Source organism: Bacillus sp. BD59S (genome assembly GCF_007363175.1).
In the GTDB taxonomy this organism is placed as follows: domain Bacteria; phylum Bacillota; class Bacilli; order Bacillales; family Bacillaceae_G; genus Bacillus_A; species Bacillus_A pacificus.
This window is the reverse complement of record NZ_CP034686.1, coordinates 3,494,237-3,518,042: the sequence shown is the minus strand read 5'-3', so window position 1 is coordinate 3,518,042 and position 23,806 is coordinate 3,494,237. Positions and strand designations below refer to the sequence as shown.

The window sequence follows — 23,806 nt, the reverse complement described above, 5'->3', positions numbered from 1 at the left end:
AAGGTGAATTCAAGCGTGAAACTTATTCATTTAACTCATCCACATGAACAAAATAAATTAGAATTACCACCTACTGTAATGGCATTAGGATTTTTTGATGGCATTCATTTAGGACATCAATGTGTGATTCGAACTGCGAAACAAATAGCGGATGAACGAGGATATAAAAGTGCAGTGATGACATTTTATCCGCATCCATCTGTTGTTTTAGGTAAAAAAGAAGCGCATGCCGAGTATATTACACCAATGTGTGATAAAGAAAAAATAGTCGAGAGTTTAGGTATCGATATATTATATGTTGTTAAATTTGATGAATCATTTGCAGGCTTATTGCCACAACAATTTGTAGATGATTATATTATTGGTTTAAATGTAAAGCATGTAGTAGCAGGATTTGATTATTCATATGGACGTTTAGGAAAAGGAAAGATGGAGACTTTACCATTTCATGCAAGAGGGGAGTTTACACAGACTGTGATTGAAAAAGTTGAATTTCAAGAAGAGAAAGTAAGTTCTACAGCATTACGAAAGTTAATTCGAAATGGCGAAATGGAGCAAATTCCATCTATTTTAGGTAGAGCATATACAGTAGCGGGAACGGTTGTACACGGTGATAAACGTGGACGTCAAATTGGTTTCCCAACAGCTAATGTAGGTTTAAGTGATGAGTATCTATTACCACCTGTAGGTGTTTATGCAGTGAGATTACAAGTTCACGATGAATGGTACGATGGTGTATGTAATATTGGATATAAACCAACTTTTAAAGAAGATGAGCGCCAACTATCCATTGAAGTGCACTTATTTGAATTTAACAAAGACATATATGATCAAAATGTTACAGTAGAGTGGCATATGCGTATAAGAGAAGAGAAGAAATTCAATGGCATCGATGAGTTAGTTGAACAAATCGCAAAAGATAAGAAAACAGCACAAGAATATTTTGCGAACGAAAAGAATATACTTGCTTTTTCAAATGAAAAGTAGTATTCTATGTTATGTACTTTATGACAACCATTGCTTGGCATTGCGACTCACCGACGCTTGCTAGGTAATCGGGGGTTTAATTAATAGGAGGTGAAATAGGATGGCTTTAACACAAGAGCGTAAAAATGAAATCATTGCACAATTTAGAACTCATGAGACTGATACTGGTTCTCCAGAGGTTCAAATTGCTGTCCTAACGGAGCAAATTAACACTCTAAACGAGCACTTACGTACTCACAAGAAAGATCATCATTCACGTCGTGGTCTATTAAAGATGGTTGGTAAACGTCGTAACTTACTAACTTACCTTCGTAATAGCGATATCACACGTTACCGTGAATTAATCACAAAGCTTGGCTTACGTCGATAGTCAAAGAAGCGGGAATATTCCCGCTTTTTTGTTAGGTAAAAATATATCTTCTACTCTTTATAGCTTACTTCATTTTCGGTAATACTAGAGGTAGAATATTGTGATATACTATCCATTTACATAGAAGAATTGAATACTTTAAATTGAGAGGGGTACTTAAATGAGTCAAGAAAAGCAAGTCTTCTCGATAGATTTAGCTGGTCGCCAGCTAACAGTTGAAACAGGTCAGCTTGCAAAGCAAGCGAACGGAGCAGTATTAGTAAGATATGGCGATACAGCGGTTCTATCTACAGCAACTGCATCAAAAGAAGCAAAAAATGTAGATTTCTTCCCACTTACAGTAAACTATGAAGAGCGTTTATATGCAGTCGGAAAAATTCCTGGCGGTTTCATTAAACGTGAAGGTCGTCCAAGTGAAAAAGCAATTTTGGCAAGTCGTTTAATCGACCGTCCAATTCGTCCACTTTTTGCTGATGGTTTCCGTAACGAAGTACAAGTTGTCAGCATCGTAATGAGTGTTGATCAAGATTGTTCTTCTGAAATGGCAGCTATGCTTGGTTCTTCATTAGCGTTATCGATTTCAGACATTCCATTTGAAGGTCCAATCGCTGGTGCAACAGTTGGTCGTATTAACGGCGAATTCGTTATCAACCCAACAGTAGAACAGCAAGAACAAAGTGATATTCACCTTGTTGTAGCTGGTACGAAAGATGCAATTAACATGGTTGAAGCAGGAGCAGATCAAGTGCCTGAAGAAACAATGTTAGAAGCAATTATGTTTGGACATGACGAAATTAAACGTCTAATTGCATTCCAAGAAGAGATTGTACAAGCTGTAGGTAAAGAGAAATCAGAAGTGAAACTTTATGAAGTTGACGCTGATCTTAACCAAGCTGTACGTGAAATGGCTGAAAAGGATATGCATTCTGCAATTCAAGTACATGAGAAACATGCACGTGAAGATGCAATTAACGAAGTGAAAAAGCGTGTAATTGAGCATTACGAAGCGCAGGAAGTTGACGCTGATACATTAGGACAAGTAAATGAGATTTTATATAAAATTGTAAAAGAAGAAGTACGTCGTCTTATTACAGTTGAGAAAATCCGCCCAGATGGCCGTAAAGGTGACGAAATCCGTCCATTAGCATCAGAGGTTGGCATTTTATCTCGTACACACGGTTCTGGTTTATTCACACGTGGACAAACACAAGCATTAAGTATTTGTACATTAGGTGCATTAGGCGATGTGCAAATTTTAGATGGCCTTGGTGTAGAAGAATCAAAACGCTTTATGCACCATTACAATTTCCCATCATTTAGTGTTGGTGAAACAAGACCAATGCGTGGACCAGGTCGTCGTGAAATTGGTCACGGTGCACTAGGAGAGCGTGCTCTTGAGCCTGTAATTCCGTCTGAAAAAGATTTCCCATACACAGTACGTCTTGTATCTGAAGTATTAGAATCAAATGGTTCTACTTCACAAGCAAGTATTTGTGGTAGTACTTTAGCAATGATGGATGCTGGTGTTCCACTAAAGGCTCCAGTTGCAGGTATTGCAATGGGGCTAGTTAAAACTGGTGAGCATTACACAATTTTATCTGATATTCAAGGTATGGAAGATCATTTAGGTGATATGGACTTTAAAGTAGCAGGTACAGCACATGGTGTAACTGCATTACAAATGGACATTAAAATCGATGGTCTATCTCGTGAAATTTTAGAAGAGGCATTACAACAAGCAAAAGTTGGTCGTGTGCACATTCTAAATCATATGTTATCTGTTATTGCAGAGCCACGCACTGAATTATCAGCGTACGCTCCAAAGATTATTACAATGACAATTAACCCAGATAAAATCCGTGACGTTATCGGACCAAGCGGTAAACAAATCAATAAAATTATTGAAGAAACTGGCGTTAAAATTGACATCGAACAAGATGGTACAGTATTCATTTCTTCGATAAATCAAGAAATGAACGACAAAGCTAAGAAAATTATCGAGGATATCGTTCGCGAAGTACAAGTAGGTGAAATCTACGAAGGAAAAGTGAAACGTGTTGAGAAATTCGGTGCTTTCGTTGAATTATTCAGCGGTAAAGATGGATTAGTTCACATTTCTGAACTTGCACTTGAGCGTGTAGGTAAAGTAGAAGATGTTGTGAAAATCGGTGATGTAATTACAGTTAAAGTTATCGAGATTGATAAGCAAGGTCGCGTGAATTTATCTAGAAAAGTATTGCTAAAAGAAGAGCAAGAAAAAGAAGCTGCTAAAGAAGAAAACAAACAAGAGCAGCAATAAGTAAAAGCCAGTTTAACTGGCTTTTTTTGTTATGTAAAAATATGATTTACATATATTTTTATGTCAGCATAGGTATAGTTTTCATTATAACGCTCAAATTAACAAAGATAAGAAGAAAAATGGTTTTTATATAGTTAATGGGAGGGTTTATATGAAAGCTCGTATACTGGCATACATATGTATATTCTTTTTATATATCAGTGTAGGCTCTTATTCCGTTTTTGCACAGGATAACTTATATGAAGAAATTCAAAAGCATGCAAAACAATATGAGATTGCACCGCAAAATGCGATGATTGATAAGATATGGAAAGCAACACCAGGATATAATGGAAGACAAGTTGATATGGAAGCATCCTATAACAATATGAAGAAGTTAAAGAAATTTGATCAAAAACATCTTGAATTTAAGGAAGTATCGCCGAGTGTCCACTTAGAAGATTTATCACCAGCACCAATTTACAGAGGGCATCCCAATAAAAAGATGGTAGGATTAACAATAAATGTGGCATGGGGAAATGAATATTTGCCTCGTATATTAGAAATATTGAAAAAACATGATGTAAAGGCGACTTTCTTTTTAGAAGGACGTTGGGTGAAAGAAAATTTACGATTTGCAAAAATGATTGTCGATGCAAAGCAAGAAGTCGGAAATCATTCTTACACACACCCTAATATGAAAACGTTATCGTCTGATGAAATAAGAGATCAGTTACAAAAAACAAATCGAATGATCGAAGCAGCTACGAATCAAAAGGTAAGATGGTTTGCACCGCCGAGTGGAAGTTTTCGGGATGAAGTCGTGAAAATTGCAGATGATTTTCAAATGGGAACGATTATGTGGACTGTCGATACAATTGATTGGAAGCGACCTGAGCCAGATGTACTACTGCAGAGAGTCATGAGAAAAATACATCCAGGTGCTATCGTATTAATGCATCCTACTTCGTCCACAACAGAAGCATTAGATACAATGATTACGAAATTGAAGGAACAAGGATATAAAGTAGGGAATATAACAGAATTACTAGATGAAAAACGTGTAGATTAAATACATTTGCATGACATTCATCCTTAAACTTGTTATCATTAAATAATAGCACTTATTTAGAGAAACTGGCAGTAGGAGGAAAGTTTTTGATTAAAAAATATACTTGTAAAAATGGTGTAAGAATAGTTATGGAGAATATACCAACTGTAAGATCGGTTGCGATTGGTATTTGGATCCATGCAGGATCAAGAAATGAAAATGAAAAAAATAACGGGATTTCTCACTTTTTAGAGCATATGTTCTTTAAAGGGACAGAAACACGTAGTGCACGCGAAATTGCAGAATCATTTGATAGCATTGGTGGGCAAGTGAATGCTTTTACTTCAAAAGAATACACTTGTTACTATGCAAAAGTACTAGATGAGCATGCTAAATATGCTTTAGATGTATTAGCAGATATGTTCTTTAATTCAACATTTGATGAAGAAGAACTGAAAAAAGAGAAGAATGTCGTATGTGAAGAAATTAAAATGTACGAAGATGCTCCAGATGATATTGTGCATGATATGTTAACGAAAGCAACATATGAAACGCATCCGCTTGGATATCCTATTTTAGGAACAGAAGAAACGCTTAATACGTTTACAGGTGATACGCTACGCCAATATATTAAGGATCATTACACACCTGAAAATGTAGTTGTATCAATTGCAGGAAATATTGATGAAGCCTTTTTACAAACGGTAGAGCAATATTTCGGTAGTTATGAAGGAACGACAAACCGTGAACAAGTACATAGCCCAATTTTCCATTTTAATAAGGTAGCACGTAAAAAGGAAACAGAACAAGCTCATTTATGTCTAGGATATAAAGGCTTACAAATGGGACACGAAGATATTTATAACTTAATTGTATTAAATAACGTTTTAGGCGGTAGTATGAGTAGCCGTTTATTCCAAGAAGTACGTGAGCAACGCGGGTTAGCTTACTCAGTATTTTCTTACCATTCTTCTTATGAAGATACAGGTATGTTAACACTGTACGGTGGAACAGGTAGCCAACAATTAGATACACTGTATGAAACAATGCAAGAAACATTAGAAACATTGAAAAATACAGGTATTACAGAAAAAGAGCTTATGAATAGTAAAGAACAATTAAAAGGAAACTTAATGTTAAGTTTAGAAAGTACGAATAGCCGTATGAGCCGTAATGGTAAAAATGAATTGCTACTTCGTAAGCATCGTTCACTTGATGAGATTATTGAAAGTGTAAACACTGTAACGAAAGAAAATGTTGATGAGTTAATTCGTAACATGTTTACAGATGAATTCTCTGCTGCATTAATTAGTCCAGATGGAAAACTTCCAAAAGGAATAAAACTATAATTGCTTTATATGAAGTATGTAAAAATAACCGTATCTCGTTTAAACGAGATACGGTTATTTTTTTTAGATATACAGAATAGGTACTAATTATAGATAACTTACATTCATAATTTCGTTAGGGGGAGAGTGTATGCGATTAAGTGAATTAAGTGGGAAAGAGATTGTAAATTTAGAAAGAGCAGAAAAAATGGGGGTTTTAGGGTATGTCGATTTAGAGATTGATGAAAAGGATGGACAAATACAGGCTCTTATTATACCTGCTGGGAAATGGGGAGGTTTCAAAAAGGAACCACAAGAAATAAGAGTAGCATGGAGGCAAATTAAAAAAGTGGGGCATGATATGATTCTTTGTGATATTACAGATCGTTCAAATTCGAAGTGAAAGATGGCCATTTTGGTCATCTTTTTTTGTTCGTTTTACTTAAAGCAAAATCCAACATAATGTCTTCTCCTATACTGAATTCGAGGAGGGAGCCTTCCTGCATACAAATAGCGGGATACATGATAGGTGCTTTTTGTTTTTCAATCACCTAAAACTCGTACATTACATATGATGTGGAGGAAAAAGAAAAAGTAGGCACTTTTCTTATAAATGACAGAAAAAGAAGGTGAATTAGGGAATGTTGACTGAGATGCATATTGCTGTCATAGGAGGAGATGCAAGACAGCTAGAAGTAATTCGCAAGCTCGTTGAATTGGATGCGAAACTTTCATTGATAGGGTTTGATCAGTTAGACCATGGCTTCACAGGGGCAGCAAAAGAAAGTATACAAAATTTAGATTTCACTTCTGTAGATGCAATTATTTTGCCAGTTGCAGGTACAAATCCCAAGGGAGAAGTAGATACTATTTTTTCAAACGAAAAAGTTTCTATAACGAAAGAACAAATTGAAAATACACCAGAACATTTTACTATATATTCAGGTATTGGTACGCCTTACTTGGAAAATCTCGTATCTACTACAAACCGTAAACTAATTAAATTATTTGATCGTGATGATGTGGCAATCTACAATTCTATTCCAACTGTAGAAGGTACATTAATGATGGTAATTCAACATACCGACTATACAATTCATGGTTCTAATGTAATGGTTTTAGGATTTGGTAGAACAGGGATGAGCGTTGCCAGAGCATTTCAATCATTAGGAGCCCATGTCAAAGTTGGAGCAAGACGATCGGAACATATTGCACGTATTACAGAAATGATGTTTTCTCCTTTTCATATGCAGAACATTGAGAAAGAAGTAGGGAATATCGATATTGTCATTAATACAATTCCGCATCTCGTTGTGACAGCAAATGTCATTTCAAAAATGCCGGCTCATACGTTAGTAATTGATTTAGCTTCTAAACCAGGCGGTACCGACTTTAGATATGCGGAAAAAAGAGGAGTCAAAGCGCTGTTAGCACCTGGATTACCAGGTATTGTTGCTCCAAAAACAGCAGGACAAATTTTAGCGAACGTTCTTTCTCAGCTATTAGCAGAAGATGTAATCGCAAGAAAGGAGAATGGGGAATGAATTTAAAAGGGAAAAGAATAGGGTTTGGTTTTACGGGTTCACATTGTACGTACGAAGAAGTAATGCCTCATTTAGAAAAGTTAATTGCTGAGGGAGCTGAAGTGCGTCCAGTTGTTTCTTACACTGTTCAATCAACAAATACGAGATTTGGCGAAGGGGCAGAATGGATTAAAAAGATTGAAGAAGTAACAGGTTTTAAAGCGATTAATTCAATCGTTGGCGCAGAACCACTAGGACCTAAAATTCCGCTAGATTGTATGGTAATTGCACCGCTAACTGGCAATTCTATGAGTAAATTTGCAAATGCAATGACAGACTCTCCGGTATTAATGGCAGCGAAAGCGACGCTAAGAAATGGCAAGCCAGTTGTGTTGGCTGTTTCGACGAATGATGCTTTAGGGCTTAATGGCGTCAACCTCATGCGCCTAATGGCAACAAAAAACATCTACTTCGTCCCATTCGGTCAAGATGCACCAGAGAAAAAACCAAATTCAATGGTAGCTCGCATGGAGTTACTGGAAGATACAGTATTAGAAGCGCTGCAAGGGAAGCAATTGCAACCGGTTGTCGTAGAAAAATTCAGATATATGAATTAAAAAACGAAAAAAAACGGACAATTTTCGATGAAACCATCATTCTTACTGTAGAATATGATAAAATTAACGTTATTAAGATTAGAAGGGGTATTGTATACTCCTTCTCATTCTAAGTTATAGAAGGATTGGTATCTAGAAAGGGGCATAGTGATGGAAAAGCAAAAAACTTTTCATGTCGCTGTAGTTGGAGCAACCGGCGCAGTTGGTGAACAAATGTTAAATACTTTAGAGAAACGAGAATTTCCAATCGGGAAGTTAACGTTACTTTCATCTAAACGATCTGCAGGTAAGAAACTTGTATTTAAAGGCGAAGAATTTACAGTTCAAGAGGCAACTCCTGAAAGTTTTGAAGGAGTAGATATCGCACTATTTAGTGCTGGTGGATCTGTATCAAAACAATTAGCGCCAGAAGCAGCAAAGCGCGGTGCGATTGTTGTTGATAATACAAGTGCATTCCGTATGACAGAAAACGTGCCACTTGTTGTACCTGAAGTAAATGAAAACGACTTAAAAGAACATAATGGTATTATTGCAAATCCAAACTGTTCTACAATTCAAATGGTAGTAGCTCTTGAGCCAGTTCGTCAGCAATATGGTTTAAAACGAGTAATCGTTTCCACATATCAAGCTGTATCAGGTGCTGGTGCGGCAGCGATTGAAGAACTTCATGAACAATCACAAGCAATCTTAAATGGTGAAGAAGTAAAGGCGAATGTTTTACCTGTATCAGGTGATAAGAAACATTTCCAAATTGCTTTCAACGCAATTCCACAGATTGATAAGTTCCAAGATAATGGATTTACGTTTGAAGAAATGAAAATGATTAATGAAACGAAAAAAATTATGCATATGCCAGAGCTAGAAGTAGCGGCAACATGTGTACGTTTACCAGTTGTATCAGGTCACTCTGAGTCTGTTTACATTGAAGTAGAAAAAGAAGGCGTAACAGTAGAAGAATTAAAGAACTTACTTGCAAATGCGGAAGGTATCGTTCTGCAAGATAACCCAGAAGAGCAATTATATCCAATGCCAGCTACTGCAGTAGGTAAAAACGAAGTATTCGTTGGAAGAATTCGTAAAGATTTAAATAACGATAAAGGATTCCATCTTTGGGTCGTATCTGATAACTTATTAAAAGGCGCCGCATGGAATTCTGTTCAAATTGCAGAGCGCTTAGTAAAATTACAATTAGTGTAAACGGCTAAGAGAAGGTGCAAAATATGAAAATTATTGTTCAAAAATTTGGTGGCACATCTGTACGTGATGAAAATGGACGTAAGCATGCGCTTCATCATATAAAAAAATCGCTAGATGCGGGTTATAAAGTAGTAACTGTCGTATCTGCTATGGGTCGTAAAGGTGAACCATATGCAACTGATACGCTGTTAAGTCTTGTAAATCAAGAGGAATCTCACATTTCTAATCGTGAGCAAGATTTATTATTATCATGCGGAGAATTAATCTCAGCAATCGTCTTCTCTAATATGTTAAATGAGAATGGTATAAAAGCAGCTGCATTAAATGGTGCACAAGCTGGGTTTGTAACAAATGATGATTTTACAAATGCTAAGATTATTGAAATGAATTGCGATCGTATACATGAAGAGCTAGAAAATGTAGATGTAATCGTCGTTACAGGATTCCAAGGGCAAACGAAAAAAGGTGATACGACAACACTTGGACGCGGAGGTAGCGATACGTCAGCTTCTGCATTAGGTGTTGCGCTTCATGCTGAATACATCGATATCTTCACAGATGTAGAAGGTGTGATGACTGCGGATCCTCGCATTGTAAAAGATGCACGTCATCTTCAAACTGTAACGTACAATGAAATTTGTAACATGGCTTACCAAGGTGCAAAAGTCGTTCATCCACGTGCAGTTGAGATTGCGATGCATGCGAAAGTGCCACTTCGTGTACGTTCTACGTATTCTGATAGTGAAGGTACGCTTATTTCAGCATCGGACGGTGCTACAAAAGGCCGAGATGTAGAAGAACGTCCTGTTACAGGTATCGCTCATGTGCCAAATGTGACGCAAATTAAAGTGCTTGCAAAAGAAACAGCATATGATTTGCAGCAGCATGTGTTTAAAGAAATGGCGAATGAAGGAATCAGTGTCGATTTAATTAACATTTCACCTACTGGGGTAGCTTATACGGTGAGTGATAATGTATCAAATCGTGCAGTTGAATTATTACAGAACCTTGGATATGAGCCAATTGTGACAGAGCATTGTGCGAAAGTATCTATTGTAGGAGCTGGAATGGCAGGATACCCAGGGGTTACTGCGAAAATCGTTACAGCTTTAGCTGAAAAAGGTATTCAAATTCTGCAATCAGCAGATAGCCATACGACAATTTGGGTTCTTGTAAAAGAAACTGATTTAGTGGAGGCTGTAAATGCATTACATAGTGCGTTTGAGCTTTCAAAAGAAAAGCAACTGGAACAATAAGGAGTGAGACCATGATAGATTTTGGGACAATTGCAACCGCGATGGTAACACCGTTTGATATAAACGGCAATATCGATTTTGCAAAGACAACGAAATTGGTAAATTTTTTAATTGATAACGGTACAACAGCAATCGTGGTAGGAGGAACGACAGGAGAATCTCCTACATTAACTTCAGAAGAAAAAGTAGCGTTATATCGCCATGTCGTATCTGTTGTCGATAAAAGGGTGCCCGTAATCGCTGGAACAGGTAGCAATAATACGCATGCTTCTATTGACTTAACGAAAAAAGCAACAGAGGTTGGTGTTGATGCAGTAATGCTAGTAGCGCCGTATTATAACAAACCGAGTCAAGAAGGAATGTATCAGCACTTTAAAGCAATTGCTGAAAGCACGCCGCTTCCGGTTATGCTATATAACGTTCCGGGACGATCTATTGTACAAATCTCCGTTGATACAGTTGTTCGTTTATCAGAAATAGAAAACATTGTTGCGATTAAAGATGCAGGCGGCGATGTGTTAACAATGACAGAAATCATTGAAAAAACAGCGGACGACTTCGCAGTATACAGCGGTGATGACGGTTTAACGTTACCAGCTATGGCAGTTGGAGCGAAAGGTATCGTTTCTGTAGCATCTCATGTTATCGGAAATGAAATGCAAGAAATGATTGCAGCATTCCAAGCAGGTGAATTTAAGAAGGCGCAAAAATTACATCAATTACTTGTAAGAGTAACGGATTCATTATTTATGGCGCCAAGCCCAACACCAGTAAAAACAGCATTACAAATGGTTGGATTAGACGTAGGTTCTGTACGTTTACCACTTCTTCCGTTAACAGAAGAAGAAAGAGTAACGTTACAATCTGTTATGCAATCTATCCCTCGTTAATAAAAAATGACCTAGTGTAGAACTAGGTCATTTTTTATAGGATGAAAGTCTTTTCTTCTCTTTTCTCACCTATATGTGTTCTTATTAGATCATTAACCGTTTCTTCATTATGAATTACAACATGTATAAGAAAATAATCGTCTCTCTTAAAATGAATCAAAAACGAAAGTGATTATAGAGTCAACATTTGTACAAACGTAATAAACCACCGCTTCTGTTTTTCGGAGAAATCCCCTTAAATGTGACGTAATTCATAAAAAAACTCCATTTTATAAGTATTTTTGTTCAATTTTAGAAAATTAGGTCTTGAAACGCCATATTATGAAATGAATTTAACGTATGTATGGCTATTTCTTCAAAATAATAGGTAGTATAAAATCGAAGAACTTCATTTGATACTTTTGTTATAATTCCGTTCTTTTACTTTTTCTTTCGCACGATTTAACTTGTGTTCTATTTCTTGTATCAGGTATAATATGGCTAAGTAGCTTAGTACGGGTATGCTTAGCAAAATTGGTAAAAATTATAATTTGATTACATTTTCATATCATATCGAATAAGATATTTGATTTATATAATGAAAGAGAGGTGAAACCTGGTTTAAAAAATAAACAAGGACATGATATCGCATAACGGTAAGGACATTCGTCTTGGACGGTGAATATATGGTGGTTGTAGAGTTTCCCCTGGTGTCTCTGCAATTTTAGTGAAATCAGTGTTTGAAAGATTTTTAAACCAGGCAACAACATGAAGAGAAAAGAGAATGAGTCTGTTAAAGTATTTGCTCTTGGTGGAGTAGGTGAAATCGGGAAAAACATGTACTGTGTTGAAATTGATTCTGAAATCTTTATTGTAGATGCAGGGTTAATGTTCCCGGGAGATGAAATGTTTGGAATTGATATCGTTATTCCTGATATTACATATTTAGTAGAAAACCAAGAGCGAGTAAAAGGTTTATTTATTACTCACGGTCATGAAGATCATATTGGTGGTATTGTTTACGTACTTCGTAAATTATCAATTCCAGTGTATGCAACGAAATTAACGGTAGGACTTATACAAGAAAAACTTGGCGAAGCGGGTATGTTAGGTCGTGTAGACTTAAAAACAATCGATTCAAATTCAACAGTAGAGTTTAATACTACAACGGTGTCATTCTTTGGAACGACACATAGTATTCCGGATTCTGTTGGTGTTTGTTTCCATACATCAAAAGGTGCGATCGTATATACGGGAGACTTTAAATTCGATCAAACTCCAATTGGAAATAGTGGAGCAGACCTTGGGAAAATGGCTCAAATCGGAAATGAAGGCGTTCTATGCTTATTATCTGATAGTACAAATGCTGAGCGTCCAGGCTATACAGGTTCTGAAAAAGAAGTTGGTGTAGAAATTTCTAAAGTGTTCTACGGCGCAGAAGGACGTATTATCGTTGCTTCATTTGCATCGAATGTACATCGTATTCAACAAGTATTTGATGCAGCTGCTGAAACAGGACGAAAAGTAGCGGTTGTAGGACGTAGTATGGTGAAAGTGGTAGATATCGCAAGACGTCTTGGTTATTTAGATGTTCCGGAAGGTATGGTTATTTCACTACAAGAAGTAGACAATTTCCCAGAGAAAAAGGTAGCTATTTTAACGACAGGTAGCCAAGGGGAACCGATGGCAGCCCTTTCTAGAATGGCGAAGCAAGCTCATAAACAAATTTCAATTCGTAAAGGTGATACGGTTATTATTGCGGCTTCTCCAATTCCGGGTAATGAAATATCTGTATCAAAAATTATTGACTTGTTATTTAGAGCGGGAGCTGAAGTTGTTTATTACGGTGAAAGAAAAGTTCACGTTTCAGGTCACGGTAGTCAAGAAGAATTAAAATTAATGTTAAATTTAATGAAACCGAAATATTTTGTACCCGTACATGGTGAGTTCCGTATGCAAAAAGCACATGCATACTTAGCTGAAGATGTAGGTATTGCAAGAGAAAATATCTTTATCGTAGAAAAAGGCGATGTAATTGCTTTTGGTGATGATGAAGCGAACTTAGTTGGCAAAGTGCAAGCTGGCAATGTGTTAATTGACGGATTAGGTGTAGGTGACGTTGGTAATATCGTTCTTCGAGATAGAAAAATGTTATCTCAAGATGGAATATTAGTAGTTGTTGTAACACTGGGTAAAGATGAAAAGAAAATTATATCTGGTCCAGAAATCATTTCACGTGGTTTTGTGTATGTACGTGAATCAGAAGCGTTAATTGATCGCTCTACAGAGATTGTACGTATGATTGTTGAGCAATCAATTAAAGAATATTCAATTGAATGGTCTATGTTAAAACAAAATATTCGTGAATTATTAGGGCAGTTCTTGTACGAAGAGACGAAGAGAAAACCTATGATTTTACCGATTATTATGGAAGTATAAAAAAGATCACCTTTACGGGTGATCTTTTTTCTTTTTTAACTCTATCGAATGAAATTTATAACTTAAGAAATACTAGTTATATACGAGTGAAAGGGGATGCGATATGACAGAACGTGATCGTTATACAAATGAAGAGAAAGAGGCTGAACCGAAAGAAACCGGAAAAGAAGCTTCAATAGTGGAAAAAATTCAACAGCTTGGACAAACGAATGTACCACAAATGAATGAATCACGTATTCATTGTTTAACAATTATTGGACAGGTGGAAGGTCATGTTCAGTTGCCACCGCAAAATAAAACAACAAAATATGAGCATATTATTCCGCAAATTGTTGCGATAGAACAAAATCCGAAAATTGAAGGTTTACTTTTAATATTAAACACGGTCGGAGGTGACGTTGAAGCTGGACTAGCAATTTCTGAGATGGTAGCTTCGCTTTCAAAACCAACGGTATCACTTGTTCTGGGCGGAGGGCATTCTATCGGTGTACCAATTGCTGTCTCTACGGATTATTCATTTATTGCAGAAACTGCGACGATGACAATTCATCCGATTCGTCTAACAGGTCTTGTTATAGGTGTGCCGCAAACATTTGAGTATTTAGATAAAATGCAAGAAAGAGTCATTCGCTTTGTGACGAAGCATTCGAAAGTAACGGAAGATCGTTTTAAAGAGCTTATGTTTGCGAAAGGAAATTTAACGCGAGATATTGGTACGAATGTAATTGGTGGAGATGCAGTGAAGTATGGTCTTATAGATGATGTCGGTGGTATCGGAAATGCGATTCGAAAATTAAACGAATTGATAGATGGTCGCGCGGATGATCATGCAGAAGGGGCAATGTTACAATGATTTTATATACAATTATGCCAGAGCAACTCGTGTATCCAGCCGATTATTCGCAATGTGAAAGTCAAAAAGTCGTAAACATAAATGGTGTTGAATTAATGGTTGCAGAAGAAGAACATGGGTGTTATTCTATTGTACGCGTGTTAAGTACGGATCCGTTTCACTACTTAGAGTTTGAGCCGGGACAGAAAATAACCTTTTAGCAAAAAGAAGGATTTTGTTTAGAAGCTATGGTATAATATAAAAAACAAGACGGTTGAGCAGCCATGAGAGGGCTGCTTTCTTCTGTTTATTTAACATTTTACAAGAAGTGTAAAAATAGAAGATATAAAGACCTGAAAAAATAGAGAAAACAAACATATAAGCAGAGTTTTTAGGGAGTTTTACTTATATGTAGAACACGAGGTGAAGAAATGGCAAAACAAAAGCAAAGAGGGACGAAGGCAAAGGCAAGACGTACGATAAAGCCAACTTTGTATTATGAAATCGTCGGTTTAACTCTTTTTGCACTTTCAATCATTACGATTTTACAGCTAGGCGTTGTAGGAAAATCGTTTGTGTTATTTTTTCGCTTCTTCTTTGGTGAGTGGTACATAATTGGTGTGTTAGGTGTAATAGCTTTATCAGTTTCATTCGTTATAAAACGTGGATGGCCGAACCTTTTAAATAAACGGTTAATCGGTTTTTATTTAATAGTATTGGCGATATTAATGTTTAGTCATATTACATTATTTAACCTTCTTACGAAAGATGGAGCAGTGCAAAATACTTCTGTTATTGTAAGTACGAAAGATAATTTCTTTCTTGAAATGAAAAAAGGGCCAGATAGCGTTCATTTAGGTGGTGGCATGTTTGGTGCACTTATGTTCGCGACTTGTTACTTCTTATTTGATGAAGTAGGAGCTTATATTATTGGTATTATTTTAGTTATTCTCGGTATACTTTGTATAACAAATAAGCATATTGGAGAAGTGTTAGCTCCAGTTGGTAGAATTCTTAGAAGTCAATTTCAAGTGATGCAAGGGGACTATAAAGATTGGAGAGCTAAAAGAACGGCTGAACAAACAGAAAAGAAAAAAACAACAAGAAGCACAAGGAGCAAACGTGCTGCAGAACAAGAAGAAATTATTGAGCCGATGGAAGACATCTCAATTGATCCTCCGATTATTTCAAATTTCACTGAGAATTATCCTGTAAATGAAGAAGAGGATAAACGAATTGAAGTAGAGCAAGAAGAGTTAATCACTTCACCGTTTATTGAAGAGGCTCCACCAGTTGAAGAGCCGAAGAAAAAGCGTGGAGAAAAAATCGTTGAATCGCTAGAGGGGGAAACACAAGCACCTCCTATGCAATTTTCAAATGTAGAAAATAAAGATTACAAGCTTCCTGCGCTTGATATATTGAAATTTCCAAAGAATAAGCAAGTTACAAATGAAAATGCGGAAATTTATGAGAATGCTCGTAAATTAGAACGTACTTTCCAAAGTTTTGGAGTGAAAGCGAAAGTAACAAAAGTACATAGAGGTCCTGCAGTTACAAAATATGAAGTGTATCCTGATATGGGAGTAAAGGTAAGCAAAATCGTCGGTTTAAGTGATGATTTAGCACTTGCGTTAGCGGCGAAAGACATTCGTATTGAAGCACCTATTCCCGGGAAATCAGCTGTAGGAATTGAAGTTCCGAACTCAGAAGTCTCTATGGTAACGCTTAGAGAAGTTCTTGATTCTAAAGCTAACAATCATCCGGAAGAGAAGTTGTTAATAGGTCTTGGACGAGATATTACAGGTGAAGCTGTATTAGCCCGTTTAAATAAAATGCCCCATTTACTAGTGGCAGGTGCGACAGGTAGCGGGAAAAGTGTATGTATTAACGGTATTATTGTTAGTATTTTAATGCGTGCAAAACCACATGAAGTAAAATTAATGATGATTGATCCGAAAATGGTAGAGTTAAATGTATATAACGGTGTGCCTCATTTGTTAACACCAGTTGTAACGGATCCGAAAAAGGCATCGCAAGCATTGAAAAAAGTTGTGAGTGAAATGGAGCGCCGTTATGAATTATTTGCTCATAGTGGCACGCGAAATATTGAAGGATATAATGACTATATAAAAGAGCATAATAATCAATCAGAAGCGAAACAACCCGAATTACCTTATATTGTCGTAATTGTGGACGAGTTAGCAGATTTAATGATGGTTGCTTCATCGGATGTAGAGGATGCGATTATGCGTCTAGCGCAAATGGCTCGTGCTGCCGGTATTCATTTAATTATTGCAACGCAGCGTCCGTCAGTTGATGTCATTACGGGAGTTATTAAAGCAAATATTCCATCACGTATTGCATTCGCTGTATCTTCTCAAACAGATTCTCGTACAATTCTTGACGGCGGTGGTGCAGAGAAACTGCTAGGTCGTGGAGATATGCTATTTATACCAATTGGTGCATCGAAGCCTGTACGTGTACAAGGTGCGTTTTTATCAGATGATGAAGTTGAGAGAGTTGTAGAATATGTTATTGGTCAACAAAAAGCGCAATATCAAGAAGATATGATTCCGCAAGATGTTCCTGATACGAAGCAGGAAGTAGAAGATGAATTATATGATGAAGCAGTTCAGCTCGTAGTGGAAATGCAAACAGCATCGGTTTCTATGTTGCAACGTAGGTTTAGAGTTGGTTATACACGTGCTGCCCGTTTAATTGATGCAATGGAAATGAATGGTGTAGTAGGTCCGTATGAAGGTAGTAAACCACGTGAAGTGCTCATTAATGATGTACAAGAAAAAAGTTCATAAAAAAAGCCTAATTGTTTTTACAATTAGGCTTTTTTATATGCTGGTTTTGTTATATACTATATTCAGCAATAAAGAAAGGGCTTACATTTAAGGCGATTCTTTAGAATACGAATACTTTGGTGTGGTTTTTTGTGAACGTTCGATATTTAATGTAGAAAATTGTTAAATTTTGTTGACACGTATGGGAGCAAGTGGTAAGATTACTTCGAAAAGAATCACTGCCTCATATAATCTTGGAGATAAGGTCCATAAGTTTCTACCTGGCAACCATGAATTGCTAGACTATGAGGGGAAAAGTGTGTAACAAAGGATGTAAGAGATCTTTGTGCCGAACTTTTTCTCGAAATGAGGAAGGTTTATGGTGCAAAGTTTTTTTTATGCAGTAAAGAGTGAAAATTTCATCTTAAAAAATTATTAATATTTATTCGACAATTATGCCTGTTTTTAGTATTTAGCAATTTTTATTATGTTGTAAGTTGAAAAAAGAGAAAAGAAGTCTTACATCAGAGGTCGAATAATTGAAATGCGGGGGAGTCTTATGTCAGTAAAATCCGATAGCCGTCACCTATATTTACGGGTGATTGATCACATCAAAGAAAAAATTAAAGATGGGGCTTACAAAGAAAGACAAAAGTTACCATCAGAGTTTGATTTAGCGAAAGAACTTGGCGTAAGTAGAGCGACTTTAAGGGAAGCGCTGCGTATTTTAGAAGAAGAAAATGTTGTCATTCGCAGACATGGTGTAGGAACATTTGTAAATGCAAAGCCGTTATTTTCTTCTGGGATTGAACAACTTTCTAGTATTACAGATATGATTTCTAGTGTGGGGAAAACACCAGGAACTATCTTTTTATCATCATCTACAACAAGTTTAACAGAAGAAGAAAAAGAGAAGTTTAATAGTGAAGATGGTTTTAATGCAGTGATGATTGAGCGTGTGCGTACAGCAGATGGGGAACCTGTTGTATATTGTATCGATAAACTTGCAAAAGAGATATTGCCAGATTTATCAGGATACAACGAAGAATCATTGCTTACAGTGATACATAACAATACGCACAAACGTATCACATACGCAGTTGCTCATATTGAGCCGATTGGCTATCATCCAAAAATTTCACCGATTTTGGAATGTGAACCGGAAACGGCACTGCTAGTGTTAAAACAAATGCACTATGATCAAAATGATGAGCCAATCTTATATTCTATCAATTACTTTAGAGCTGATAAGTTTAGCTTCCACGTATTAAGAAAACGTATGTAGGTGAGTTCCTTTTTAGGGAGGTGACAGCAAGAAGTTAGGGACAGCAGTGTATAAAAAAATAGACAAATCATTTCAGGAGGGGTTTCTAGTATGAAGAAAAAAACAGGTCTTTTATTATCATTAACATTAGCAGCAAGTGCGGTTTTAGGTGCATGTGGTAACTCAGATAAAGCGAGTAGCGACAAAAAAGAGTTTAAGGTTGGTATGGTTACAGATGTTGGGGGCGTTGATGACAAATCATTTAACCAATCAGCTTGGGAAGGTTTAACGAAGTTCGGTAAAGACAACGACTTAAAGAAAAATGAAGGATATCGTTATCTTCAATCTAGTAAAGATGCGGATTATATCCCGAATTTAACGAAATTTGCGAAAGATCATTATAACACAACATTTGGTATTGGTTACTTAATGGAAAAATCAATTACAAAGGTAGCTGAACAATATCCAAAAGAGCAATTTGCGATTGTAGATACAGTTGTAGAGAAGCCAAACGTAACAAGTATTACATTTAAAGACCATGAAGGTTCATTCCTAGTTGGTGCTGTAGCAGCGATGACGACAAAATCAAATAAAGTTGGGTTTGTTGGTGGTGTAAAAAGCCCATTAATTACAAAATTTGAATCAGGTTTTAAAGCTGGTGCAAAAGCAGTAAATCCAAATATTGAAATCGTATCACAATATGCTGATGCATTTGATAAACCAGAAAAAGGCTCTGTATTAGCTTCAGCAATGTACGGTGGTGGAGTTGACGTAATTTATCATGCTTCAGGTGCAACTGGTAACGGTGTATTCACAGAAGCGAAAAACCGTAAGAAAAAAGGTGAAAACGTTTGGGTAATCGGTGTTGACCGTGACCAAAATCAAGAAGGTATGCCTGAAAACGTAACTTTAACATCAATGGTAAAACGTGTTGATATTGCAGTAGCAAAAGTAGCACAAGAAGCGAAAGATGGTAAATTAAAAGGCGGTAAAGTAGAAGAATTCGGATTAAAAGATGACGGTGTTGGTATTGCGAAAACTACTGACAATGTGAAAAAAGTAAATCCAGAAATCTTAACAAAAGTAGAAGAGTTTGAGAAGAAAATCACTGACGGTGAAATTAAAGTCCCTGCAACTGACGAAGAATATAAAACATATGAAGCTTCTCTAAAGAAATAATAATAGAGAAATAGCAAAGGTTAGTTCGTAGAACTAACCTTTGCATATATAAAAATACTTTTAATAGAGTGTAATTAGGGAGTGTTCCCTGCTAAAAGGAGGAACAAAATGGAATACGTAATTGAGATGAACAATATTACAAAAGTATTCCCAGGCATTGTAGCGAATGACGATATTACGCTGCAAGTAAAACAGGGAGAAATACATGCTTTACTTGGAGAAAATGGTGCAGGGAAATCCACATTGATGAATGTACTATTTGGTTTGTACCAACCAGAACAAGGTGAAATTAAAATTAAAGGAAAACCTGTAAAAATTACAAATCCGAATATCGCAAATGACCTTGGTATTGGGATGGTCCATCAGCATTTTATGCTTGTTCATAATTTTACAGTTACAGAGAATATTATTCTTGGAAATGAGCCGAAGAAAAACGGGAAAATTGCTGTTGAAGAAGCTGCAAAAGAAATTAAGCAATTATCTGAACAGTATGGTTTAGCCGTTGATCCACATGCGAAAATTGAAGATATTTCTGTTGGGATGCAGCAAAGGGTTGAAATATTAAAGACTCTTTATCGTGGTGCTGAGATTTTAATATTTGATGAGCCAACCGCGGTGTTAACTCCTCAAGAAATACATGAGTTGATTCAAATTATGAAAAAGCTTGTGCAAGAGGGGAAATCTATCATCCTTATTACACATAAGTTGAAAGAAATTATGGAAGTTTGCGATCGTTGTACAATTATTCGTAAAGGTAAGGGGATTGGTACTGTTGATGTAGCGGAAACGGATGAGCATAAACTTGCAGAGTTAATGGTCGGACGTCAAGTGAATTTTAAAACAGAAAAAATAGAAGCTAAACCAATGGAAGAAGTACTATCTATTGCAAACCTAATTGTTCATGATACGCGCAAGTTACCTGCTGTAAAAGGCCTTGACTTAACTGTTCGTGCAGGAGAAATCGTTGGGATTGCAGGGATTGATGGAAATGGTCAAAGCGAATTAATAGAGGCGATTACTGGTTTACGAAAAGTTGAGTCAGGTTCTATTGCAATTAAAGGAAAAGAAATAACGAATTGGCCTGTTCGAAGAATAACAGAAGAGGGGATTGGTCATATTCCTGAAGACCGTCATAAACACGGACTTGTTCTCGATTTTTCTGTTCGGGACAATATTGTTTTACAAACATACTATAAAAATCCATTTTCAAAGAAAGGGATTTTGAATTTTAGTAAAATTACAGAAAAAGCAAAAGCACTTATTGAACAGTTTGATGTACGTACACCTAGTGAACACACGTTAGCTCGCGCTCTATCTGGTGGAAACCAACAAAAGGCAATTATTGCACGTGAGGTAGATCGTAATCCAGATTTATTAATTGCAGCACAGCCGACACGTGGTTTAGATGTAGGTGCGATTGAATTTATTCATAAAAAATTAATTGAGCAGAGAGATAATGGTAAGGCAGTATTGCTTTTATCTTTAGAGCTGGATGAAATTTTAAATGTAAGCGATCGAGTGGCTGTTATATATGAAGGGAAAATTGTAGCGATTGTCGATGCGAAAGAAACAAATGAACAACAGCTTGGATTATTAATGGCCGGCGGGACAGGGAAAGAGAAGGTGAACACAAATGGCTAAAAAATTTTTAACAGAACGAACAATTAATATTTTAGTACCTGTGTTATCCGTAGTTTTCGGTTTACTTGTTGGTGCCATTGTAATGTTAGTTAGTGGATATGATCCAATTGTTGGATATGCCGCGCTTTGGGAAGGGATGGTTGGTAATCCACAAGCTATCGGTGAGACGTTGCGTACAATGATTCCGCTTGTATTAGCTGGTCTTTCAGTAGCATTTGCGTTTCGTACAGGTCTTTTCAATATTGGTGTGGAAGGACAGTTATTAGTTGGGTGGCTTGCTGCTGTTTGGTTTGGATATGCAGTGTCGTTACCAGCAATTTTGCATATTCCGTTATCTATTTTAGTGGCAGCGATCGCCGGCGGTTTATGGGGTTTTATACCTGGATATTTAAAAGGAAAACTTAAAGTAAATGAAGTAATTGTGACAATTATGATGAACTACATTGCACTTTATGTTACGTATGATCTTATTAAACGTTTTATCCATGAAGGTAATGAAAAGTCTTATGATGTACAAGCAAGTGCTTCGTTAGCTTCTGATTGGTTATCTTCATTGACAGATGGATCTCGTTTACACTGGGGAATTGTTGTAGCTATTATCATTGCCATTGTAATGTGGTTCTTATTAGATAGAACAACGTTAGGGTATGAATTAAAATCGGTTGGTTTTAACCAAAATGCCTCTCAATACGCAGGAATGAAAGTATCGCGTAATGTTGTATTATCAATGACAATTGCTGGTGCTTTTGCAGGAATTGGTGGAGCTATGGAAGGATTAGGGACATTCCAAAGTATGACAGCAATGTCTTCTTTTACTGGTATTGGATTTGATGGGATTGCGGTAGCACTTTTAGGCGGAAATAATCCTTTTGGTATATTATTAGCAGCTTTACTGTTTGGTGGTTTGAAAAGTGCAGCACCACAAATGAATTTTGAAGCAGATGTACCTTCGGAGTTAATCAACGTTATTATTGCATGTATTATTTTCTTTGTAGCGTGCAGTTATGTTTTACGCTGGGCACTTACACGCATGAGCAAGGAGGGGAAATAAATGAGCTTTTTAGATATTTTAGCCATTCTTGTGACGGGTACGTTATATACGGCAGCACCACTTATTTTTACGGCGTTAGGTGGAGTGTTCAGTGAACGTTCTGGAGTTGTAAATATAGCGTTAGAAGGTTTAATGTTATTTGGTGCATTTATTGGTATTGTTACAACGTTATTAATGGGTGATACGTGGGGATCGATGACTCCTTGGATTGCGCTATTATTTGCAGCGATTGGTAGTGGCTTATTTGCACTTCTTCACGCAGTAGCATCTATTACATTCCGTGCGGATCAAGTAGTGAGTGGAGTAGCGATTAACTTCTTAGCACTTGGTTTAACAGTATTTGCGATTAAGAAAATCTTTGGCAAAGGACAAACAGATTTCATTCAATACCGCATTGAAAAAATTGATGTTCCGGGTCTTTCGGATATTCCGGTAATCGGAAAAATCTTTTTCTCTAATGTACCGTTAACATCATATATTGCTATTATTTTAGCGTTTGTCGTTTGGTATATCATTTATAAAACGCCGTTCGGTCTTCGTCTTCGTGCGGTTGGTGAACATCCAATGGCAGCGGATACGATGGGGATTAACGTATATAAAATGCGTTATATTGCAGTTGCTATATCTGGAATGTTTGCAGGAGTTGGTGGAGCGGTCTTTGCTATGTCGATTTCTGGTAACTTCTCAGGTGCTACAATTACTGGACAAGGTTTCTTGGCGTTAGCAGCAATGATTTTCGGTAAATGGAATCCACTCGGTGCTCTTGGAGCGGCTCTGTTCTTCGGATTTGCTCAATCATTAGGAATAACAGGTGGTACAATTCCAGTACTAAAAGAAATTCCAAGTGTATTCTTAACGATATTACCGTATGTATTCACAATATTAGCACTTGTTGGTTTTGTAGGTCGTTCTGAAGCTCCGAAAGCATTAGGAACTCCTTATGAAAAAGGAAAACGATAAGTATAAAAAAGCTCGCACATTAGTGCGGGCTTTTTTACATAGACTATATTTAATACGGAATTTCACTATGTTCCTTACATATTACAGTTTTTAGAAAGGGCCTAATGTAAGTATAGTGAGGAAGAAAAGTTGATTTTTCATTTCTAAAAACTGTATATTGAAGAGGAATATT

General features: G+C 36.6%; 20 protein-coding genes and 1 riboswitch. All 20 genes read left to right on the top strand.

Features of this window, described 5'->3' with window-relative positions:
- Nucleotides 1-15 precede the first annotated feature (15 nt).
- The 20 genes from ribF to EKQ63_RS20185 all read left to right on the top strand — a co-directional run bounded on the left by ribF (nucleotide 16) and on the right by EKQ63_RS20185 (nucleotide 23,634).
- The gene (ribF, locus tag EKQ63_RS20290) at nucleotides 16-987 is read left to right on the top strand and encodes a bifunctional riboflavin kinase/FAD synthetase (protein ID WP_000766719.1); all 972 of its coding nucleotides are present in this window, start codon (nucleotides 16-18) and stop codon (nucleotides 985-987) included.
- 100 nt (nucleotides 988-1,087) lie between these two features.
- Entirely contained in the window at nucleotides 1,088-1,357 is a 270-nt protein-coding gene (gene rpsO / locus EKQ63_RS20285; RefSeq protein ID WP_001229392.1) for a 30S ribosomal protein S15, read from the top strand.
- 160 nt (nucleotides 1,358-1,517) lie between these two features.
- Nucleotides 1,518-3,656 (top strand): polyribonucleotide nucleotidyltransferase, encoded by a 2,139-nt coding sequence (gene pnp / locus EKQ63_RS20280; protein WP_086421443.1) that lies wholly within the window; start codon nucleotides 1,518-1,520, stop codon nucleotides 3,654-3,656.
- Nucleotides 3,657-3,807: 151 nt separating this feature from the next.
- Nucleotides 3,808-4,707 (top strand): polysaccharide deacetylase family protein, encoded by a 900-nt coding sequence (locus tag EKQ63_RS20275; protein ID WP_087954503.1) that lies wholly within the window; start codon nucleotides 3,808-3,810, stop codon nucleotides 4,705-4,707.
- Nucleotides 4,708-4,793: 86 nt separating this feature from the next.
- Nucleotides 4,794-6,035 carry a M16 family metallopeptidase gene (locus tag EKQ63_RS20270; protein WP_000592994.1) on the top strand — a complete coding sequence of 414 codons (1,242 nt, stop codon included), beginning with the start codon at nucleotides 4,794-4,796 and terminating at the stop codon, nucleotides 6,033-6,035.
- A gap of 130 nt (nucleotides 6,036-6,165) precedes the next feature.
- Nucleotides 6,166-6,417 (top strand): YlmC/YmxH family sporulation protein, encoded by a 252-nt coding sequence (locus EKQ63_RS20265; RefSeq protein ID WP_001239749.1) that lies wholly within the window; start codon nucleotides 6,166-6,168, stop codon nucleotides 6,415-6,417.
- Nucleotides 6,418-6,655: 238 nt separating this feature from the next.
- Nucleotides 6,656-7,558, top strand: coding sequence for a dipicolinic acid synthetase subunit A (gene dpaA / locus EKQ63_RS20260; RefSeq protein ID WP_087954504.1), 903 nt, complete (start codon nucleotides 6,656-6,658; stop codon nucleotides 7,556-7,558).
- The gene (gene dpaB, locus EKQ63_RS20255; protein ID WP_001049480.1) at nucleotides 7,555-8,154 is read left to right on the top strand and encodes a dipicolinate synthase subunit B; all 600 of its coding nucleotides are present in this window, start codon (nucleotides 7,555-7,557) and stop codon (nucleotides 8,152-8,154) included. Before dpaA ends, dpaB begins: the two co-directional genes overlap by 4 nt.
- 150 nt (nucleotides 8,155-8,304) lie before the next feature.
- Nucleotides 8,305-9,351: an aspartate-semialdehyde dehydrogenase gene (gene asd, locus EKQ63_RS20250; RefSeq protein WP_000414855.1), complete on the top strand. Its 1,047-nt coding sequence runs from the start codon at nucleotides 8,305-8,307 to the stop codon at nucleotides 9,349-9,351.
- A gap of 23 nt (nucleotides 9,352-9,374) precedes the next feature.
- Nucleotides 9,375-10,607: an aspartate kinase gene (gene dapG / locus EKQ63_RS20245; protein ID WP_087954505.1), complete on the top strand. Its 1,233-nt coding sequence runs from the start codon at nucleotides 9,375-9,377 to the stop codon at nucleotides 10,605-10,607.
- 11 nt (nucleotides 10,608-10,618) lie between these two features.
- On the top strand, nucleotides 10,619-11,497 hold the full coding sequence (dapA, locus tag EKQ63_RS20240; RefSeq protein ID WP_087954506.1) for a 4-hydroxy-tetrahydrodipicolinate synthase: 879 nt from the start codon (nucleotides 10,619-10,621) through the stop codon (nucleotides 11,495-11,497).
- A 747-nt stretch (nucleotides 11,498-12,244) separates the two neighbouring features.
- Nucleotides 12,245-13,915: a ribonuclease J gene (locus tag EKQ63_RS20230; protein WP_000823084.1), complete on the top strand. Its 1,671-nt coding sequence runs from the start codon at nucleotides 12,245-12,247 to the stop codon at nucleotides 13,913-13,915.
- A 103-nt stretch (nucleotides 13,916-14,018) separates the two neighbouring features.
- Nucleotides 14,019-14,768: a translocation-enhancing protein TepA gene (gene tepA / locus EKQ63_RS20225; RefSeq protein ID WP_087954507.1), complete on the top strand. Its 750-nt coding sequence runs from the start codon at nucleotides 14,019-14,021 to the stop codon at nucleotides 14,766-14,768.
- A complete protein-coding gene (locus EKQ63_RS20220; protein WP_087996539.1) occupies nucleotides 14,765-14,968 on the top strand; it encodes a YlzJ-like family protein in 204 nt (67 codons plus the stop codon). The genes tepA and EKQ63_RS20220 overlap by 4 nt, the downstream gene beginning before the upstream one ends.
- Before the next feature lie 210 nt (nucleotides 14,969-15,178).
- A complete protein-coding gene (locus EKQ63_RS20215) occupies nucleotides 15,179-17,560 on the top strand; it encodes a DNA translocase FtsK (protein WP_087954509.1) in 2,382 nt (793 codons plus the stop codon).
- A 203-nt stretch (nucleotides 17,561-17,763) separates the two neighbouring features.
- Nucleotides 17,764-17,865, top strand: a riboswitch (purine riboswitch).
- A gap of 233 nt (nucleotides 17,866-18,098) precedes the next feature.
- Nucleotides 18,099-18,824 (top strand): GntR family transcriptional regulator, encoded by a 726-nt coding sequence (locus tag EKQ63_RS20205; RefSeq protein ID WP_000114176.1) that lies wholly within the window; start codon nucleotides 18,099-18,101, stop codon nucleotides 18,822-18,824.
- A gap of 90 nt (nucleotides 18,825-18,914) precedes the next feature.
- On the top strand, nucleotides 18,915-19,982 hold the full coding sequence (locus EKQ63_RS20200; RefSeq protein WP_087954510.1) for a BMP family lipoprotein: 1,068 nt from the start codon (nucleotides 18,915-18,917) through the stop codon (nucleotides 19,980-19,982).
- A 108-nt stretch (nucleotides 19,983-20,090) separates the two neighbouring features.
- Nucleotides 20,091-21,623 (top strand): ABC transporter ATP-binding protein, encoded by a 1,533-nt coding sequence (locus EKQ63_RS20195; protein WP_087954511.1) that lies wholly within the window; start codon nucleotides 20,091-20,093, stop codon nucleotides 21,621-21,623.
- A complete protein-coding gene (locus tag EKQ63_RS20190) occupies nucleotides 21,616-22,674 on the top strand; it encodes an ABC transporter permease (RefSeq protein WP_029439576.1) in 1,059 nt (352 codons plus the stop codon). Before EKQ63_RS20195 ends, EKQ63_RS20190 begins: the two co-directional genes overlap by 8 nt.
- Nucleotides 22,675-23,634, top strand: a complete 960-nt coding sequence (locus EKQ63_RS20185; RefSeq protein WP_000008842.1) for an ABC transporter permease — start codon at nucleotides 22,675-22,677, stop codon at nucleotides 23,632-23,634. It abuts the gene before it with no gap.
- Nucleotides 23,635-23,806: the final 172 nt, after the last annotated feature.

Coding starts and splice junctions, on each gene's coding strand:
- EKQ63_RS20185 (WP_000008842.1), top strand. CDS start 22,675: ATGAGCTTTTTAGATATTTTAGCCATTCTTGTGACGGGTACGTTATAT.
- EKQ63_RS20215 (WP_087954509.1), top strand. CDS start 15,179: ATGGCAAAACAAAAGCAAAGAGGGACGAAGGCAAAGGCAAGACGTACG.
- EKQ63_RS20200 (WP_087954510.1), top strand. CDS start 18,915: ATGAAGAAAAAAACAGGTCTTTTATTATCATTAACATTAGCAGCAAGT.
- EKQ63_RS20275 (WP_087954503.1), top strand. CDS start 3,808: ATGAAAGCTCGTATACTGGCATACATATGTATATTCTTTTTATATATC.
- EKQ63_RS20190 (WP_029439576.1), top strand. CDS start 21,616: ATGGCTAAAAAATTTTTAACAGAACGAACAATTAATATTTTAGTACCT.
- EKQ63_RS20265 (WP_001239749.1), top strand. CDS start 6,166: ATGCGATTAAGTGAATTAAGTGGGAAAGAGATTGTAAATTTAGAAAGA.
- EKQ63_RS20205 (WP_000114176.1), top strand. CDS start 18,099: ATGTCAGTAAAATCCGATAGCCGTCACCTATATTTACGGGTGATTGAT.
- EKQ63_RS20195 (WP_087954511.1), top strand. CDS start 20,091: ATGGAATACGTAATTGAGATGAACAATATTACAAAAGTATTCCCAGGC.
- dpaA (WP_087954504.1), top strand. CDS start 6,656: ATGTTGACTGAGATGCATATTGCTGTCATAGGAGGAGATGCAAGACAG.
- dapG (WP_087954505.1), top strand. CDS start 9,375: ATGAAAATTATTGTTCAAAAATTTGGTGGCACATCTGTACGTGATGAA.
- dapA (WP_087954506.1), top strand. CDS start 10,619: ATGATAGATTTTGGGACAATTGCAACCGCGATGGTAACACCGTTTGAT.
- dpaB (WP_001049480.1), top strand. CDS start 7,555: ATGAATTTAAAAGGGAAAAGAATAGGGTTTGGTTTTACGGGTTCACAT.
- EKQ63_RS20220 (WP_087996539.1), top strand. CDS start 14,765: ATGATTTTATATACAATTATGCCAGAGCAACTCGTGTATCCAGCCGAT.
- rpsO (WP_001229392.1), top strand. CDS start 1,088: ATGGCTTTAACACAAGAGCGTAAAAATGAAATCATTGCACAATTTAGA.
- pnp (WP_086421443.1), top strand. CDS start 1,518: ATGAGTCAAGAAAAGCAAGTCTTCTCGATAGATTTAGCTGGTCGCCAG.
- tepA (WP_087954507.1), top strand. CDS start 14,019: ATGACAGAACGTGATCGTTATACAAATGAAGAGAAAGAGGCTGAACCG.
- asd (WP_000414855.1), top strand. CDS start 8,305: ATGGAAAAGCAAAAAACTTTTCATGTCGCTGTAGTTGGAGCAACCGGC.
- EKQ63_RS20230 (WP_000823084.1), top strand. CDS start 12,245: ATGAAGAGAAAAGAGAATGAGTCTGTTAAAGTATTTGCTCTTGGTGGA.